Consider the following 16,737-nt stretch of genomic DNA (forward strand, 5'->3'; position numbering starts at 1 on the left):
TATTTTGATCCATCTTGGCTTATCCACAACCCTACCTCTTGACAAGATATATATAATTTGCTAAGATGTATATATAATATATATAAATAATAAATATATGAAAAAACTAACAGAAAAACAAAAGAATGTGCTTGATTATATTACGGGGTATATAAAAGAACATGGTATCTCCCCTACTATTGAAGAGATAAGGCTTAAATTGGGCTTTCTTTCCATTAGATCAGTAAGTCAGTATTTGGATGCCCTGCAGAGTAAAGGCTATATTAATAAAACCGCTAAACCAAGAAGTATACGGATTATTGATCAGAATAATAACAATAAAGCTGAAACTGTTTTAGTACCTCTTTTAGGTATGGCTTCCTGTGGTACTCCGGCTTTTTATGCGGATAACAATATTGAAGGCTATATGCCGGTTGATGCGAAATTACTTAAAGGAAGTATTAAAGAACACTTTCTTCTAAAGACTTCCGGTAATTCCATGAACAAAGCCGGTATTAATGATAATGAATTGGTTTTAATTAGGAAAAAAGATTATTATGAATCAGGAGAAAGAGTGGTAGCAGTCGTGGATGATAAGGCCACTATTAAAAAACTTCATAAAGGAGACCAAGCCGTTATCCTTTCCCCGGTTTCTACCGACAAATCCCATAAACCGATTATGGCTACAGAAGCCGCTATTTGCGGTGAAGTAATCTGTGCTGTCCCCTTCTTTACCGATGTACAAGGTAACCTAAGTTATTTTGCATAAATAAAAAAATACTCCCTAACAGATGTTAGGGAGTTTTATTTTAAAATATGTTTTTATAAAATCTATATTATTCCTCCTTTTCTTCAAAAAGAGAAACATTATCTTTTTTGTGCCAATGTCCTAGGCACGTTTTTATATAATAATGTGTTTTTTTGGCTTTTATCTTTTGATCAAAAGTTAAAAGCAATTTTTTTAAGGTAAGAACTGTTAAATCTACTTTTTTCATTTTTTTCTTCTTTTAAAAATACTACGTATACGAAAACGTTTTTCTAATCAACCTCTATTTAAACTCCCCTCATGAGTTTAAAGTTCAACCAAGTACCACTCCCTGGCTTAATAAAAAAACAGAGGGGAATCTTAAAGAATCGATCAATAATTGCTTGGAACCCTTATTAACCCTTTTTGTAATTTGAGGGGTTACTATGGGCTCCGTTTATAACCTTGTTTTTTATATTGGTAATTTTCCTCACCTCTTGAGGTTTGTACTTTTTACTTCCTAAAGATTTTGAACTTTTTTTAGACATTAATTTATTTTTTTGATTTCTTAAAAATACGAAGCCTCGTTTTCTTTAATGTACAAAAATATAAAACTAGAAACTGTCCATTGTTACTCCTTTTTAATTAACGGAAAAAAACTACCATATATACTAATTATCATATAAATCATAATCAGGCAAGTGGATAACAAAAGCTGACCTTTTTTTCCAAAACAAAGGTTTTTAGCTGTCTAAACAAAACCACGGCTCCCCTATGGGTAAGCCGTGGTTTGTTGGGCCAAAATAATCTGGCTCTTTAAGAAAATCTTAAAGAACAGCGTCTTTGGCAGACTTAGAGAGACGGAACTTTACTACCGTCTTGGCCGGGATCTGGATTTGTTCACCAGTGGCCGGGTTGCGACCCATGCGAGCCTGGCGACGCACCTTTACCATTTTACCAAGACCCGGCAAGGTAAATTCGCCGTTGCTCTTAACCTCGCTGTAGGCCATGTCGGTCAAAATATTCATAAAATTGACGACATCCTTTTTAGCAAGGCCTGTCTTAGAAGCCAAAGCTTCCATTAGTTGGGACTTTGTCATAAATCCTAATAAGTTAGTAAGCAAAAGGCTAAACACCTTTCTTAATTACCATTATACAGCAAAATGAACAAAACGGCAATAAAATAAAGGGTTTTAGCAAGAGCTTGCTAAGTATCCTTTTCTTGACAATACCAATTTTTTGTTATCATTAACCTATATAATAAAAAATAGCTAATATTAGGTGGTTTTTAACAGAAAATAGGATAAAATAAAGCTTTTTTGTTAAATTAACAACTAGTCATGAAAAAAATCCCTTCTTCTACTTAAAAGTTTTCAACATGCCATATTATCAATTACCGGCTAATTCAAGTATCTGTTCTGGCGTTAAAACACCCTCATAAATACGTAAATCATCAATCGCAAACCTATCCCATGTCTCATAAATAAAGAGACGATCTAAAGGTAGCCATGGCCAAACAACTAAATAGTCAATATAAGGTTGTCCATTAAAATAAACCGTTAAAGTCATCTCTTGTGCATCATAAACCAACCCCATATGAATCCAGGCGTAATAAGCTAGTGGTCTGTTTAAGAAAAAGGCATAATTATTTATCTTGGCATAGATATTGCCATAACCCCCTTGTAAACCAAAGTGCCCATCTAGTAGACTACTATATAAACTAACACCACCTTGTCCGGAAAAACCCGGCATACTGTGTCGCCAAAAAGACAGAGAGACTGAACGACTGTTTAAGCTTGGTATTGATATATCATAATTATGGACTCCTTGCACCATTAAAAGACCTTGACTATACCGACCAGTCGTTAGAGCGGCTTGGGGAATAATCACTCCCCCGACCTTATCAACAGCCAAGGTTCCGCTATCTTCAAAATCCCAGTAATGTAATAGCTTAGCTGGCTTAAAGCTTGGTTGTTCAACCACTGGCGGAATTTGCTGATTAAATAAAGCCGCTACTTCTTCTTTAGCTAAGGCTCTGTCCCAAATGCCAATCTCATCAACTAACCAAGCGCCAACTCCTCCATACATGTTCATTGTCATCTTAACAATCTCGCCAGACAGTGCGCCAGACAGCGGATATTTTTTAACCAACTGTCCATTAAGATACCAAGCTATATAATTATGACCAAAAACAAAGGTCATTAAATTCCAATCTCTATTTTCCGGATAAAGTCTGCCTATACTCGGCCATGACCCATTATGGATATATAAAACATTATGGCCGGAAAAATGAGTACCTGCCAAAACTTCTTCATTCTCATCAAAAAAGTAAAAACCATTTTGGGCAATACCATTAACGTCTTTGGAGTAAAAGGAGAAGGTTAATTCCGGACTATTAAGTGTAAGTGGTATGGTGGTGGAAGTCTTTTGTTCATAATAATTATACTCCAAAGCACAATCCCACTTACCAACTGCCCATAAGGTATCTGGTAAAACATCTTCAATTAAACTATCCCGAGGCTCACCAACGCATTCCGAGAAATGCCAAAGTCGTTTAAGACCCCTGTTTAAATCTACTGTCCGACTACCTAAAAGATGATTAGCTTTGGGCTCTTGGCTAAAGACAGTCGGCTCATCATAGCTTAAATGATCAATAACCGTGTTATTATAAAACAACCTAAGCTCTCCTTCCGTGTTAGGTATAACCGGTGAAACATAATAACGATCAGCTACAACAAAGTTCTCGCTATATCCTGGACCGGCAATTAAGAAAAAAGAGTGAGGTTCAAGGATAACATAATTAAGAGAAGCACCTGAAGCTAAAGTATTCCAAAAACTTAAATCAAGACGCTTAGCCTGTACCGCTAAACCACTTAGACTAATCGGCTTATTGGACTGATTATAAATCTCCAAGTATTCTCCTCCATCAAGGCCAGTGCCATAGGCGGTAATTAATAAAGAGCCGAGCTTAGGAGACTCAGGCGGACCATTATAAACAATTTCTTCTTCCTCAACCTCATCTACCTGTTCATTATCTTCTCCTTGTTGTTCTTCATCGCCGTTTTCTTCTTCTACCCCATTCCCTTCTTCACTACCTTGCCCACCCCCATTATCTTCTTCATTACCTCCTTCTTGTTCAGAGTCCTCTTCTTCAGATGAAGAATTACCTGATCCCGACCCTCCTCCTATACCAGGTAAACTAGGCCACCAAGGCTGGCTTGGTATGTTTATATTACCAATTAACCCATCTACCGCCTGCCTAGCTGGATCTGGTAATAGAGCAATGGCTCCTTCCACTAAACCGGGTATTATCGGTAGAGGAATAAAATTATTACCAGGCTGAGTAATTCTCTCTATCACCTCTCCTACGGCTTCTCGTCCGCGGTTAACTGTTTCATTAACCGCGTCATTGATCGCCTCATTAATAATTTCCCCTGGAGTTGGAGGCTCTGAACCAACGTTATCAAAAAAGAGCTCTAACAAACGAACACCGTAGGAAATCATCATGGGAGAGATTTCATGCCAATAGGCTTCATGAATATCTTCGGTTAAAATAAGTTCATCTGTCCTTATATTATAACGAGCTAGGGGTCGTGAGCCATCGAATAATATATCCCCTCTTACCGTTATCCGATTAAAAGGTTCTCTAAAATCAGAACCGTCAATCGTGTCTTTACTAAAAAAACGACGATTAACCCAAGTAGCTAAAGAGGCTATGCAGTCTCGGTAATCGCTACAATCAGGCAAAGGCGGTAAGGGCTCTTTCATTGGTGGACGATTAAACTTAAGCCATTGTTCAAAAGGATCCCCCTCCGCATGCTGATCATTTCTTACATGAGCCGGCACCGCCGAATCTTGTAGAAGATGTAAAACATGTCCCAAACAAGTATGAGCCTTAGCTAAATTATTATCCCTTAAAGCTCGCCTGGCGGTTGGCCAAGAACAATCGCCAGTAATTGGTTCAAGTCTTTGTCTGGAAGGCGAAGAAGCCCAAAAAGGCGAAGGCCAGCCCAGACTAATACCCAAGATAGACAAACCTTTTTTAGATAAAGGATTAAAAAAATGATTAAGCGGCCGAGAAACTGGTACATCTTCGCGACTACTGCCATGCGCCAACCAAGCGATGGCGGTAGCGTCCAGACTATTATCCGGATGACGATCGTTATAAGCATAAGCTACTGCCCTAGAAAGTGCCGGATGGACCCCATAGGTGTCAAAAGCTTTGGTAGATATTGGCCAAAAAGACATGACCAGAAAAAGCCCAACACCCAAAAACCAAACTTTGGCTAAGAATATTTTTAACATAAGAAAGAGTTAATAATTAAACTGAGGGCTAAAGCTCACTAATCTGCCAAACCGAGGGAGAGAGCTTAATAAACCTTATTTGCAACGTTCGTCTTCCGGCTTCAAGATAAACTCTTTGGCCAGCTATCTCGCGTTCTTCGTCTTGTAAAAGGTCATAATCATATTCATAAACAGCGGTTTCTTCGCAAATATTTTCATAATCACAAGGCTGGCGATAAAGCTCTCGTAAAATTGGTTTGTCACTAATTTGTCTTTCACGCCATTCTTCGTTAGTTAAAAGTTCTTTATAATAATCTCTTTTCTCACGAGAAATATATTTAAGGGCTGTTTTAAGATCATTGTCCTTAAGAGCCGAGGAAAAAGCCTCATAAGCTTCTTGGGGCGAGGAGCTTACCGGATAAAAACGAGCTTCATATAGATAGGGGGCGAATAATAAATACGAGCGATAATAAGAAAATAGCCAAAAGGCGAAAAACAGGCTTAATAATAAGCCTCCCCATAAAATAAAGGATTTTTTCATAAGAAAAAATTAATAATAAAGGAGGAAAATAAAAAACACCCTCACGAGGAGGGTGTTTAAGTTTTAGTTATTACTTAAAGGATTTATTCATCCTTAGAAAAATTCTTGGTCCAAAACTCAATACTACGCATGGCTTTATAACCATCGCCTGGACGACCCATGAAATAACGCTTTCCGTCCGATGGACTTACATACCAAGCTTCGTTATTACCATCTACTTGTAAAAGTATTCTACCTTTTTGGCTATCCGCAAAACCTTGGTCAATAGGCAAACTCTCACCTGGTATTAAAGGATTAAACCCGGCTAGAATTTCTTCTTTATCACTATAACCATCACCATCGGTATCGGGATTATTGGGGTCTGTACCAAAAGAAGCTTCAACTTCATCAGATAAACCGTCACCGTCCGAATCAAGACCAACATCCAAGTTAGAATCAGCTACCGGAATACGCATAAGATCAGCCGAGCTCATACCAGAGCCTAATTCAAGAATTAAGTTATACACATTAGCATCAGCTGCGGAAAGAGCTAAACGACATTCACCAAGATCTTGTCCGGCATTGGCTTGAAGTTCAATCTCCTGTCTATATTGGGTGGCTTTAAGATCCAACTCGGTCTGCAAAACCGAAGATCTCTCCAAGGCCTCAGCAGCTTTTTCTTGAGCCGAAGCAACTTCCTGTGTTTTACTCGTAAGGTTAGCTTGTAAGTCACTAACTTCTTTCATTAACTTTGCGTTATTATTACCAGTAATAACAGTTAAACCAATAGCTCCCAGCACCACTACAATTAACAAAGCATAAAAAAGCCAACGTTGCCAATGGCGTTTCTTAACTTCACGATGCACTGCTTCATGATGTTCGGCGTGTGGTACGCCACTTGGTACCGGATTAGCCCCAACTGGAGAGGCTACCGGGTTAGTCGGTTGTTCAAACATAGGTTTTTCGTTAGATGATTGAGCTACCGCTTGACCGCAAAACGGACAAACGGCTGTATTATTTAAAATTAGCTTTTGACAATTTGGACATCTCATAAATTAATTATAGCACAACTTATTAAAAATTGCCAAATAGTCTTATAGGATAAGAATTAGGTGGTCGCGTCAACTCGCTTAACTGACTCAAATTCCTTTTCAAGCCTACGGTTAAAAACATCGTTCTGATCATGAATAATGTTAACTAAATCACCTACACGTTCACGCATAAAACCACCCGCTAATCCGGTTAACTCACCAACTTCTTCAGAGAGCTTGTCAAATCGGCGATCCATTTCTTGTCTAACTTGAACAAACCCGTCTTTCATTTCTTGTCTAATCTCAAAAATATCCTGTTTCGTCTCTTGTCTTAATTCAGCTATAGCTCGCTCGTTGCGATCAAAACGCTTATAAACTTCCGCACGAAAATCACTCATTTCAGCACGAAAAGCAACGAATGATTTCGCCATATCAACCACCATAGCGGTTAAAGAAGAGACTGAGTCTTCAAGAGATGAAACAGAAGCCCTAAGAGAAGAAACCGAAGTTTCAAGAGATGAAACAGAAGTTTCAAGGGAAGAAACAGAAGTTTCAAGGGAAGAAACAGAAATTTCAAGAGAAGAAACAGAAGTTTCAAGGGAAGAAACAGAAGTTTCAAGGGAAGAAACAGAAGTTTCAAGGGTGGAGAGACTTACTGATGGTATACTCATAAAAGTACATTACTAATAACCGAGGGAGATTATCTTAACCTATAATAATATAGAGGAGGGGGATAAGAAGATTATAGCAAAAAATATTAAGATAAGGCAAATAATTTATAACGCTCTTTCTTCTTTATGGATTAAATGTTTTAAGATTAAAAAACCTTTTATAAAACCCTTATAAATAAAGCAGTTAAACCCGCCAGGCGGTTGGCGGGTTTATTTTTAACAACCTCATTAAAATATATAAAATAATATCTAATAAAGTTCTCTCTTGACTAACTGTTACACTTTTGATACACTATTAATATATGACAACCGTTAAAACTAGAATCAATATAACCACAGAACCTGAGGTGGAAAAAGCCCTAAAAAATGCCGCTAAAAAAGACGGTATACCTGTTGCTGCCAAAGCAGCTCAATTAATACAAATGGGGCTTATGCTGGAAGAAGATATTGCCCTTGCCTCCCTGGCGGACAGCCGTCGCTTTAAGAAATCTTCTCTAATAACCCATGAACAAGCCTGGCTTTAAAATTCTCTATCATCCTTTGGTCGTTAAGAACGATATCCCGAAATTATCAAAAACAGAAAAAAACAAAATTAAACAAGCTATAGAAAATAAACTGATTAATTATCCACAAATATACGGCCAACCGCTAAGGGGAACTCTTAAACATTACTGGAAGCTGAGAATCGGCGACTGGCGAATTATTTATATCATAAAAAGCAACACAGTGATTATCCTTCTTATCGCTCACCGCGGAATTGTTTATAAAGAAGCTAAAAAAAGACTCTAAAAAAATATTCCAATCTTTCTTAATCTTTCTTATAAAAACAGCCCCCTAAAGGGCTGTTTGGTTATATAATCATTATCTTAAATTGTTTATCAATAAAACAATAAAATTAACCCAACTACCTATTTAATTATTCAATGGTAGTGGTTAAACCATTAGGTTCAATAGGGATATCAAGATCTTCGTCATCTTCATCCTCCCCTGTTTCCGCACCTTCAATAGTAGTGGTTAGTCCACTGGGTTCAATCGGGATATCGTTTATAGAGTTTTCATCTTCATTATCTGCCCTAACTATTGTAACGCCTAAAAGCATTACCAGAGATAAAACAACAGCCAAAGAGGCTTTAACTAAAGAAAAATAGCCTTTCATGTATTTTGATATTAATAATTATTTTTTATAATTAATCTCCTGAAACATTCCAAACATGTTGAGAAAGAAAATCCAGAGTGTATTTTACTGATAGATTATCCTTGTTAATGAACTCAACTCTATTGGGATATTGAGATAATAATGGAGCGATAAACTCATCAGCCCAACTCGGAGTCAAAACTTTAACTCCGGCAAAATCAAGGGTAATTTCTCCCTGTTTAGGGATTTCTCTGGTTTTAAAAACCAGGGCCGCCTCCCTGCCTATTAATCTTGAAAGGAGCATATCTCCGAATTTTACAATCATGATATTCATATTTTTATGATACTATATTTATAATAGATAGACAACTTTTGGAAAACCTTATACATTTCGTCAAATATCTCTCAAAAATACTAATAAATACCCCAAGCCTTATACAAAATATAGCAAACCTTATACATTATCGAAAAACTTCAACCACAACGCATATTTTCAGTTGTCCGATTTTTGCGGACAACTGGCCATTTAATCTACTTTGTTTAATTAAGTAAGAAGTGTATATCAAAAAAGCCTTGATTTTAAAGGACTTAAACCCGCCAACCGGCTGGCGGGTTTAATTGATTTAAGAATAAAAAAACAATAAATAATATTTATATGTATAAAGATAGACATATAAAGGAACATCCATATTAACTCACACCAATACACCTCACCTACCAAATAAAAATATTCTCATATACCAAAAACCCCTCCTTTTTAAGGGAGGGGTTTTGGTTAGTTAAGTTTAAGAGGTTATCAAAAACTAAACTATCTGCGAAATTCTTTCAGGGCTAGTTAATAGCCTCGAAAGGAGTGGCAGCTTTGTTGCCTAGGTTAAAGGTGTATGAATTGATGGTCGGAGCAACTCCTCCACCAATAGCACCGTTTGTAACTTCGTCAACAGTCCACTCAATGTTTTGAAGCAAAGCGCGAACCTGTTTAGCCTGGGTCTGGTTAGTTCCTATTACAGTAATAGTAAACGTACCAGTCTGACCAGCAGCAATTCTAAACAAAGCCTCACCGTCATAAACAGCACCAGTGTAACCACCGGCACCAGTTACGGCTTCAACCTCTGAACCACTTGAGGTAGTGATAGTACCTGATTGGCTAGCCAATTCAGCACCTGCTGAATATTCAATAAGGTAGATAACGTCAACATCACCAGCGGCAGCTCCAGCAGCTAATACGATATCAGCAGGAGCACGGTTAATGTAAACATCTCTATCACCAAAGGCTTCAACATCAACCTTCCAGGTAAACTGGGCAATATCATTGAAGTTACCATCAACATTAGTTATGGTAGTAGTAGCTTCGTTAACAGTTACCATAATACCTCTTGAGCGAAGTTCATGGGTCTGAGAAGTAGCTGAAACAGATTTGATAATATCATCCTCGTCATGACCATTAGCGTCAGTTCCCTTAAAGTTAGCTGCATTAACAACTACATTTAAGTTAGTGCCTTCCACATAACGAACACCTTCATTTGTGTCAAACAAGTCAACTTTAACAGTGAAAGTCTTAGTTTGGTTGGCAGCTAAGGCGATGTTCATGTTGTTAAACAAGGTAACACCTCCATTAGGAACGGTCTTAACACTTCTTTCAGTAGAACCTTCATATAGGTAAGCTCTGCGGATAACACTGTTTTCAGCAGTAGTACCAGCAGGATCACCAGTAGTAAAGGTTACCTGAAGATCATTAACGGTCATAGCAACACCGTTCTTTTCCTTCATGGTGAAGGTGTAAACAGAAACTCCGTTAGTGTCTGAAGTTTCGCTTACTTCAACGATAGCAGCATCAATCTGAGGGTTGGCAGTTCTAACTTCCAAAGAAGCTTTCTTAATACCACCAACAGTGAACTGTTCTTCAAGAGCAGTTGCATTAGCAGCTAAGGCTGGAGCTGATTGGTTCATAGTCAAACCAGATTCATCAAGAATTCTGATGTCTCCAAGTTCAAGATTCCAAACAGCGGTCTTGTCATTTGAGTCAATGTTATTATGCATTGAAACAGCAACAGAAACCTTAGTGGTTGCATTAGAAGCCAAGACAGAGCTTAGGCCACTGAAACGCATACGGTATTCAACAGTAGCGTTTGAACCAGCATTACCAATGTTAGTACCGGCAGCAAAAGAGCTGGACCAGTTAGCACTTGAATCAGCATTCATAGTACCAACAACAGCTCCATTAACCATCAAAGATACATTCTTGAAATAATTCCAAGGACGTACTGAGTGAGTTCCTGGGTTGCTTACAGAAAACCAAACATCGGCAGTCTGCAACATCAAAGGACCATCATTGCTCAATTCAACATCAGTAGCGTAGATTTCTACATTGCTTTGTGCTTCAAGAGCTTCGGTCTTATTACGTGAACCTAGGGAAATATTATCAATAGTACCTTGGGTTCCTCCGTTTTGATTAAATCCTGGGTCAACTTGACCAGGGGCAGCTTGCGCAGTGTTAGTTATATCAGCTTCTGCACCGGTAATATCAGAACCCATTGGGCTCATAGAGAATCCGGAAGGAGCGGTTACAACATGGTCAAAGCTGAAGCGGTTGGCATAAAATGCATTTTCGCCAGCAACTTTGCGGAATTGTGAACCAGTGTAGTAGTAAACATCTGGGCTACCGGCTGCCTTTACTAACTGACCACCAGTGTACTGGCCGTTAGGCTTTTGTCCACCCATGGTGTAGTTGTTAAAGAAGCTGTCAGCAACGTCAACTACCATGCCAGCCCAGTTAGGACCGTACATGCTAATAGCTTCCTGCTCGCTGGAGATGTGGTAGATCGTTCTGTCCATACCTACAGCATAAGTCTTAGGATCACTGGTGATCTTCATCAACTTAGTTCCAGGGCGGATAGTAACGTTGGAAGTCAAAGTGTAGTTTGACATTTCAGCCTGTGAAACTACTTGCACATTATTAAAGTCACGGTACCACGTAAAGTATACACTTGAGTGTGGGAAAGCGTGACGGTTGCTGCCGTTTACATAGTAAACAGCTGAATCGGTTGACAGTTTGATCAAGTCACCTGTTGAGGCGGCTTTGGCTGATGGAGCGGCCATACCGCTCATAGTTACAACCATCATGACTGCCATGACGAAAGCAAAAGTTTTTCTTACAATATTCATACAATAAATCATTTAAAAGTTTATTTGGTTCAACGTTATCACATCAATCGGAATCCCGCTTCCCCGCATCAATGAAAATAAATTCATTAGAGCCGGAGAGTAAACATGCATGGGACATTCACACTCCGTAATCAACAAGAGTTTTATTCTCATTGATACGGAGAAAAGCTTAATTGATGTAAGCTCGTCATGTTTATGTAAATAAACAAATTAACCGCATAAACCTTTGGGGTTTATAAGTTGATTCGTTAAACGAATCAAGCACGGCTACTCATTAAATTAATGAGCATCGACCTTTGAAGGCCGCACTGCCGAAACTTTTAACCGAAGTTAAAGAGTCGGTCTTTCTCCTTGGTACAAGTACCGCGGATATCGGAAATCATTTTGGCGTGGAGGGCGAACAATTAAGTCCGCCGCCAAAACGAGTTTCCGATACCAGCACTACTGCCCGCTGCTTTGGATTTTAATGTTTTTTAATTTTTCAATAGCTTCCGCATACTGAGCACTGTCAAAAAGATTCTCAATCTCATCTAAAGCTGCCTTAACCGAAGCATCTACGGTAGCTGCGGCGGCAATTTCACTGGCAATTATAACATCACCATCGCCTTGCTCCGCTTTCTCCCCTTCTAATGTCTTTGCTTCCTCACTACCAACCGCTGTCGCTGTACCGGTTACAGATAATTCTTGATTTTTATTAATTCCAGGCTTAAGACCACCAACCGCTTCTTGCTTGGCTTCTTTTTCTTCCAACTTAACTAATCTTTCTCTAGCAGAAGACAATTCTTGTTTAAAACTGCGAGAAAGGTTTTCCATTCTCGGATCTTGAGTAGCGCCTTCTATAACTTCTCCATTTTTTTCTTCTCTATTCATTAACTCAATCATTTCAATAGCTCTTCTTTCTGCAAAGTTAATAGATAGCTTAGCTTTTTCTCTTTCAGATAAAGTAGCAGCCAACCTAGCTCTCTCGCCAGCTGTCTTAGCCATATATAGAGGATCACCGGGTGTACTGTTTTTAGAGAAAGTTATTGCCGAACCAGCCAACGCAAAAAAAGCGACGATCATCATAGCGACCGGCACCGGTTGACTTAAACGGCTAAACAACAAAGAGAAGCGAGCTCCCATGCCCAACTTAACCGCCTCAAAAGCTTCACCATTGGAAATCTGGCAGCTTAAAAGCTCACGATTTTTATCCACCCAAGACTTCTCCGGCTTAGTGGCCGATAGAGAAGAAAGAGCTTTGGTAAAATCTTTATCTAACATGTTGTTGTTTTAATAAGTAAAATGTTTGTAAAATTTTTATTCTTTTTGAAAATTAACTTTTAACCAGTTTACGAAGAGCCTCTAAAGATCTGTGTACTAGGACTCTTACATTACCGGATGTCTTATCTAGAATATTCGCTATCTCGGCAATAGATAATTCGTTAATAAATCGCATAATGACAATTTCCCGATACTCGTCTTTAAGTTGAGGGAGAGTCTCTTCTACTAATTGTCTAAAGTCTACCCCGTCCTGAAGTTTTAATCTTGGATCAACTACGACCTGGCTCGGTAAGTTCTCTTCATTCTCAACCATAGCTTCTAAAGAGACAGACTCTTGTTTGGAAGTCTTACGGTAGTGATCTATTACAGTGTTACGAGCTATCTTATAAAGTAGAGGCTTAAGGGTGTCCTGGTCATCATCTAAGTTACCTTCATAGACATAGTTCCAAGCTTTTAGAAAGACCAAAGAAGTTAAATCCTCGGCCGTCTCCCTACCCCGCACTTTATAATAGACAAAGCGATATATCTGGTCAATGTACAAGTTGTAGGCTTCAATAAAAGCCTGTTTGTCTTTATACTTTCGTAGTCTGGTAAACAGGGCTTCCTCGCCACCGAATATGGTCATATAGGCTTACGTTATTAGTATACGTAAAAAAAATAAAAGCGTTACACTAACCCTTTTAAAGAAACATAACGCTGATTAATACACCTGAAATAATAACATATTATAATATAAATAGCAATACTGGTTTTAATTTAAAATTTAAAAAAGCAAGTATAAAAACCTTAAAACCTTATCCTACTTATCCCCTGTTTTCTGATGCACTTAAATTATGGTAACTGTGGATAATTATGAATAAGCAGCGGTTTAGAAAATCCTGTTTTTTAGATTAAAGTATATAATTCAATAAAGACTTTAAGTAACTCCTCCATAAAGGGGTTTTTTAATTATTCATCTTTTAAATGATCTTTAAAATGGGATAATTAACTTAAGTCCAAACAGGCCTGGACTTATCTTTAAAAATAGTTTATGATGTTATTAACTTAAAGGAGCCTATCCTAACTTAAGTCCAGGTCAGTTTGGACTTAAAAATATGATTAAAGAATCTAACCAAGAAAAAGAATTAGAAATAAAGCCTATTTGGGTCTCTGTTTCAGAGGCAGCCAAACTGGCTGGCGTTGGGGATAAAACCATTCGCCGAGCTATTGATGCCGCTACTGTCACCTTTAGGGTTGTTCATAATCGTTATTCCATTGAAGTAGAATCTTTGCTTGAATTTTTAAACTCAAGTACCAAGCTAAAAAATAAACTTAACAAACAAGGTATAGGCAGATACGTAGAGCTGTGGAAAACTAAGAGTAATACACAGGGTAAGTAAAGAAGGTAAATAAAAAACTCCGCCACTTAAACAAACGTGGCGAAGTCCGGAGGATACTCAACTTATATAAAAGGAAAGAGCAAGGAAAAGAACTATTAAATACCTAGTTTCTTTTTTTTATTTAAATTTCTTGAAGCTTGATTTCGTACTTACCATAATTAGGATCTTTCTTGCGGTAATGCATACGCGGTAAGTAACCATTGATCTCGTTCTTAATAATTCCAACAAGATCACTTAAATTAACCTTGGCTAAGCTGTTAATAACCAAAGACTTAATTAAGTAAATAGCATCAGTGGGAATTTCCCTTTCATCAAAATAAGGGATTAGATCACTCTCAATGAGTGTCAATGAACCCACGCTATCTAGTACAAAGAAATTCTTTATTCTATGCTTTGGTATAATTAATATATTAACCACATGTCCTCCTTCTTCATGTGGGGTATAGTTAATATCCTCAGCTATTAATTCCTCATAGAGACCGGAAGTGTCTGATCTTAATGAACCCTCAAATGGCCACTCAAAGATTCTTATCTTTGATACCCTGTCATCAACATAGACAGAGTCGGTGCTTCTTACATTATAAAGTCTATAAGAATCAACCTGTTTGGCTTGATATTGAAACATTAAAATACTTATAAGATTGATTCCTCTCGGGAATGACAATCCCACAAAAACACCTAAGGCAAAACCGAAAAATAATACACAGGTAAAAACAAAGAATTTTTTACTTTTCATTTTAAACTCTCCCTTTAAATTTAAATGAACGTTTTAATTACTTTAATACTGCCCCCATTGTAGGGGTTTGTCAAGTAAGGGTAAAAAAGGGGTAAGAGAAAGTAAATAAAAAAACGTCACCCTAAAAAACAAGGTGACGTTAAAGTTACTAAAAATGAGCTACAGATTCCTTGAAATTGTTAGTTAAGAAACTAAGTATGAAACTACCGGCTTCATACACTCCATAGCCAATTAATCCAACAATAATCCAAGAAGACGCTATTACAGCAATAACGTAAAAAGTATTTAATACTAATTTCATCGTCATAACTTTTATTCTCCTATTTTATTTGAAATTATTAAATTATTAAAAGAACTATATTTATCCTCATTAAACTCTTTTTATTTTAATTTGTCAAGAGCTGTACGATTGCATAGTTAGGGTTACCTTTTTTCTAGGTAATATATAAAGAATTAAATAAATAACCGCACCTGTGGAAGATGCGGTATAGATTCAGATATTCCTGCAAAGAACTGCCAAAGCAGGAAAAGACACAAATAACATGGATAATGTAAAATAGAAGAACCCTAAAAAAACCACCGGTTTCTTATGAATTAATTTTATTAACTTATTCTTCATTTTCTACCTCTCTTTTTTTATTTTACTCTTGTTTTGTTTTAGAAAAAGATTTTAAAAAAAGATAATAAAGTAAATATTTACTTCAATTTAAATCATACATGATCATGCTTCAGAAAAAACATTAGAAATTATCTTGAAGTAATTTCTTGTTTTTTACTGTATTTTTTTTAATAAGATCCTTTAAGTGAATCTTATCCGCAAAATCCAAAAAATGATTTAAATAAATAATGAACCTTGCGGCGGATAAACTCATTATAGCCAGTAACAAAAATATTAACCAAGGTCCATCTATAAAGTGCTTTGCCAAAAAGAAGGCGGCTATTATAGACATCTGGCAAAATGTTATAATCTTACTACCCGGAGCTATAAAATGCTCCTTTTTAGCTCTTCTAATTAATGAAGAAAAGATAAATCCCAAAACTTCAAAAATCAAAAGTGCAATAAAGACAAATGGACTAATTGGCCAAAAGACCAGAAGTAGCAATTTATCTCTAATGGGATCAAGAATCTCCCCTAAGCTACTCTTTTGATTAAAATATCTAGCAGCTTTGCCATCATAATAGTCAGATAAACCGACTAGAATAAGGAAAACAAACGTATGAAGATATTGACCAATACTAGAAAAGTGAATAGCAGCTAGTACAAATAAAATACCAAAGACCGTAATAAGGTTAGCCCAGGTTAGGCTTTCCCCTAAGCCTTTTTTTGAATAATTTTGGGTAATCATTTTTTCTCCCTTTAGATTTTTTTAAACTTTTTTTAAATGTTCAATTTAACTTAAAAGTATAACTATTTCCTATAAATGTCAATAAACAGCAAAAAAGCCCCTATTGGGGCTTTTTATATATTAACATTGGGTTATTAATATTGGGATATTAATAATTGAGATATTCAGACTGACGGTTCTTTTAAAAAACCTTAACTCTATCCTTAACCCTATCCTTATTTCTTAGCAGCTACTTCCTCTAAATCATAAGCCAAGCCTTCCTTGTCCCATTTTTTCAGAGTCTTAATAGCGCGAGCAGACAAAGTCAAAGTATGAGTTAAACCGGTTTTAGGGTTAACCACCTTTTTAGTCTGCAAATTAGGTTTAAAGCGGCGCTTAGTTCTTCTATTAGAATGGCTTTTATTAAAGCCGGAAGAAGCTTTGCTGCCAGTTAGTTGACACTGTGTTGCCATAAAAATTCATTAAATTAAACAATAAAATCATTAT

18 protein-coding genes are annotated in these 16,737 nt (G+C 37.1%); 4 read left to right on the forward strand and 14 right to left on the reverse strand.

The window, feature by feature from the left end:
- Positions 1 to 97 precede the first annotated feature (97 nt).
- Positions 98 to 748 carry a transcriptional repressor LexA gene (gene lexA / locus QY321_02850; GenBank protein ID WKZ24530.1) on the forward strand — a complete coding sequence of 217 codons (651 nt, stop codon included), beginning with the start codon at positions 98 to 100 and terminating at the stop codon, positions 746 to 748.
- A 67-nt stretch (positions 749 to 815) separates the two neighbouring features.
- Here lexA and QY321_02855 read toward each other — a convergent pair whose 3' ends face one another.
- The 6 genes from QY321_02855 to QY321_02880 all read right to left on the reverse strand — a co-directional run bounded on the left by QY321_02855 (position 816) and on the right by QY321_02880 (position 7,230).
- Positions 816 to 974 carry a hypothetical protein gene (locus tag QY321_02855; GenBank protein WKZ24531.1) on the reverse strand — a complete coding sequence of 53 codons (159 nt, stop codon included), beginning with the start codon at positions 972 to 974 and terminating at the stop codon, positions 816 to 818.
- Positions 975 to 1,551: 577 nt separating this feature from the next.
- Positions 1,552 to 1,824, reverse strand: coding sequence for an HU family DNA-binding protein (locus QY321_02860; protein ID WKZ24532.1), 273 nt, complete (start codon positions 1,822 to 1,824; stop codon positions 1,552 to 1,554).
- A gap of 289 nt (positions 1,825 to 2,113) precedes the next feature.
- Complete coding sequence (locus QY321_02865) at positions 2,114 to 5,029, reverse strand: hypothetical protein (protein ID WKZ24533.1); 2,916 nt, start codon at positions 5,027 to 5,029, stop codon at positions 2,114 to 2,116.
- A gap of 28 nt (positions 5,030 to 5,057) precedes the next feature.
- Positions 5,058 to 5,549 carry a hypothetical protein gene (locus QY321_02870; GenBank protein WKZ24534.1) on the reverse strand — a complete coding sequence of 164 codons (492 nt, stop codon included), beginning with the start codon at positions 5,547 to 5,549 and terminating at the stop codon, positions 5,058 to 5,060.
- A gap of 83 nt (positions 5,550 to 5,632) precedes the next feature.
- Positions 5,633 to 6,580: a hypothetical protein gene (locus QY321_02875; protein WKZ24535.1), complete on the reverse strand. Its 948-nt coding sequence runs from the start codon at positions 6,578 to 6,580 to the stop codon at positions 5,633 to 5,635.
- A 56-nt stretch (positions 6,581 to 6,636) separates the two neighbouring features.
- Positions 6,637 to 7,230 carry a hypothetical protein gene (locus QY321_02880; protein ID WKZ24536.1) on the reverse strand — a complete coding sequence of 198 codons (594 nt, stop codon included), beginning with the start codon at positions 7,228 to 7,230 and terminating at the stop codon, positions 6,637 to 6,639.
- Positions 7,231 to 7,532: 302 nt separating this feature from the next.
- On the opposite strand from QY321_02880, the gene QY321_02885 reads away from it, so the two are divergent.
- Both QY321_02885 and QY321_02890 read left to right on the forward strand, forming a co-directional pair.
- Positions 7,533 to 7,754, forward strand: coding sequence for a hypothetical protein (locus tag QY321_02885; GenBank protein ID WKZ24537.1), 222 nt, complete (start codon positions 7,533 to 7,535; stop codon positions 7,752 to 7,754).
- Positions 7,735 to 8,019, forward strand: a complete 285-nt coding sequence (locus QY321_02890) for a type II toxin-antitoxin system RelE/ParE family toxin (protein WKZ24538.1) — start codon at positions 7,735 to 7,737, stop codon at positions 8,017 to 8,019. Before QY321_02885 ends, QY321_02890 begins: the two co-directional genes overlap by 20 nt.
- A gap of 127 nt (positions 8,020 to 8,146) precedes the next feature.
- On the opposite strand, the gene QY321_02895 is transcribed toward QY321_02890, so the two are convergent.
- The 5 genes from QY321_02895 to QY321_02915 form a co-directional block, all read right to left on the reverse strand.
- On the reverse strand, positions 8,147 to 8,386 hold the full coding sequence (locus tag QY321_02895) for a hypothetical protein (GenBank protein WKZ24539.1): 240 nt from the start codon (positions 8,384 to 8,386) through the stop codon (positions 8,147 to 8,149).
- Positions 8,387 to 8,417: 31 nt separating this feature from the next.
- Positions 8,418 to 8,699 carry an STAS-like domain-containing protein gene (locus QY321_02900; GenBank protein WKZ24540.1) on the reverse strand — a complete coding sequence of 94 codons (282 nt, stop codon included), beginning with the start codon at positions 8,697 to 8,699 and terminating at the stop codon, positions 8,418 to 8,420.
- 497 nt (positions 8,700 to 9,196) lie between these two features.
- A complete protein-coding gene (locus QY321_02905) occupies positions 9,197 to 11,530 on the reverse strand; it encodes a hypothetical protein (protein ID WKZ24541.1) in 2,334 nt (777 codons plus the stop codon).
- Positions 11,531 to 11,971: 441 nt separating this feature from the next.
- Positions 11,972 to 12,790: a DUF5667 domain-containing protein gene (locus QY321_02910; GenBank protein WKZ24542.1), complete on the reverse strand. Its 819-nt coding sequence runs from the start codon at positions 12,788 to 12,790 to the stop codon at positions 11,972 to 11,974.
- Positions 12,791 to 12,842: 52 nt separating this feature from the next.
- Positions 12,843 to 13,415: an RNA polymerase sigma factor gene (locus QY321_02915; GenBank protein ID WKZ24543.1), complete on the reverse strand. Its 573-nt coding sequence runs from the start codon at positions 13,413 to 13,415 to the stop codon at positions 12,843 to 12,845.
- 469 nt (positions 13,416 to 13,884) lie between these two features.
- Between QY321_02915 and QY321_02920 the strand changes: the two genes are divergently transcribed.
- Complete coding sequence (locus tag QY321_02920; protein WKZ24544.1) at positions 13,885 to 14,169, forward strand: hypothetical protein; 285 nt, start codon at positions 13,885 to 13,887, stop codon at positions 14,167 to 14,169.
- Between the two features lie 121 nt (positions 14,170 to 14,290).
- Here the strand turns inward: QY321_02920 and QY321_02925 are convergent, their stop codons facing one another.
- The 3 genes from QY321_02925 to rpmB all read right to left on the reverse strand — a co-directional run bounded on the left by QY321_02925 (position 14,291) and on the right by rpmB (position 16,703).
- Positions 14,291 to 14,905 (reverse strand): hypothetical protein, encoded by a 615-nt coding sequence (locus QY321_02925; protein WKZ24545.1) that lies wholly within the window; start codon positions 14,903 to 14,905, stop codon positions 14,291 to 14,293.
- A gap of 740 nt (positions 14,906 to 15,645) precedes the next feature.
- A complete protein-coding gene (locus QY321_02930; GenBank protein WKZ24546.1) occupies positions 15,646 to 16,251 on the reverse strand; it encodes a CDP-alcohol phosphatidyltransferase family protein in 606 nt (201 codons plus the stop codon).
- Between the two features lie 215 nt (positions 16,252 to 16,466).
- The gene (gene rpmB, locus QY321_02935) at positions 16,467 to 16,703 is read right to left on the reverse strand and encodes a 50S ribosomal protein L28 (GenBank protein WKZ24547.1); all 237 of its coding nucleotides are present in this window, start codon (positions 16,701 to 16,703) and stop codon (positions 16,467 to 16,469) included.
- Between the last annotated feature and the right edge of the window lie 34 nt (positions 16,704 to 16,737).

The sequence above is a fragment of the Patescibacteria group bacterium genome (assembly GCA_030583705.1).
Classification (GTDB): Bacteria; Patescibacteriota; Patescibacteriia; order Patescibacteriales; family Patescibacteriaceae; genus Patescibacterium.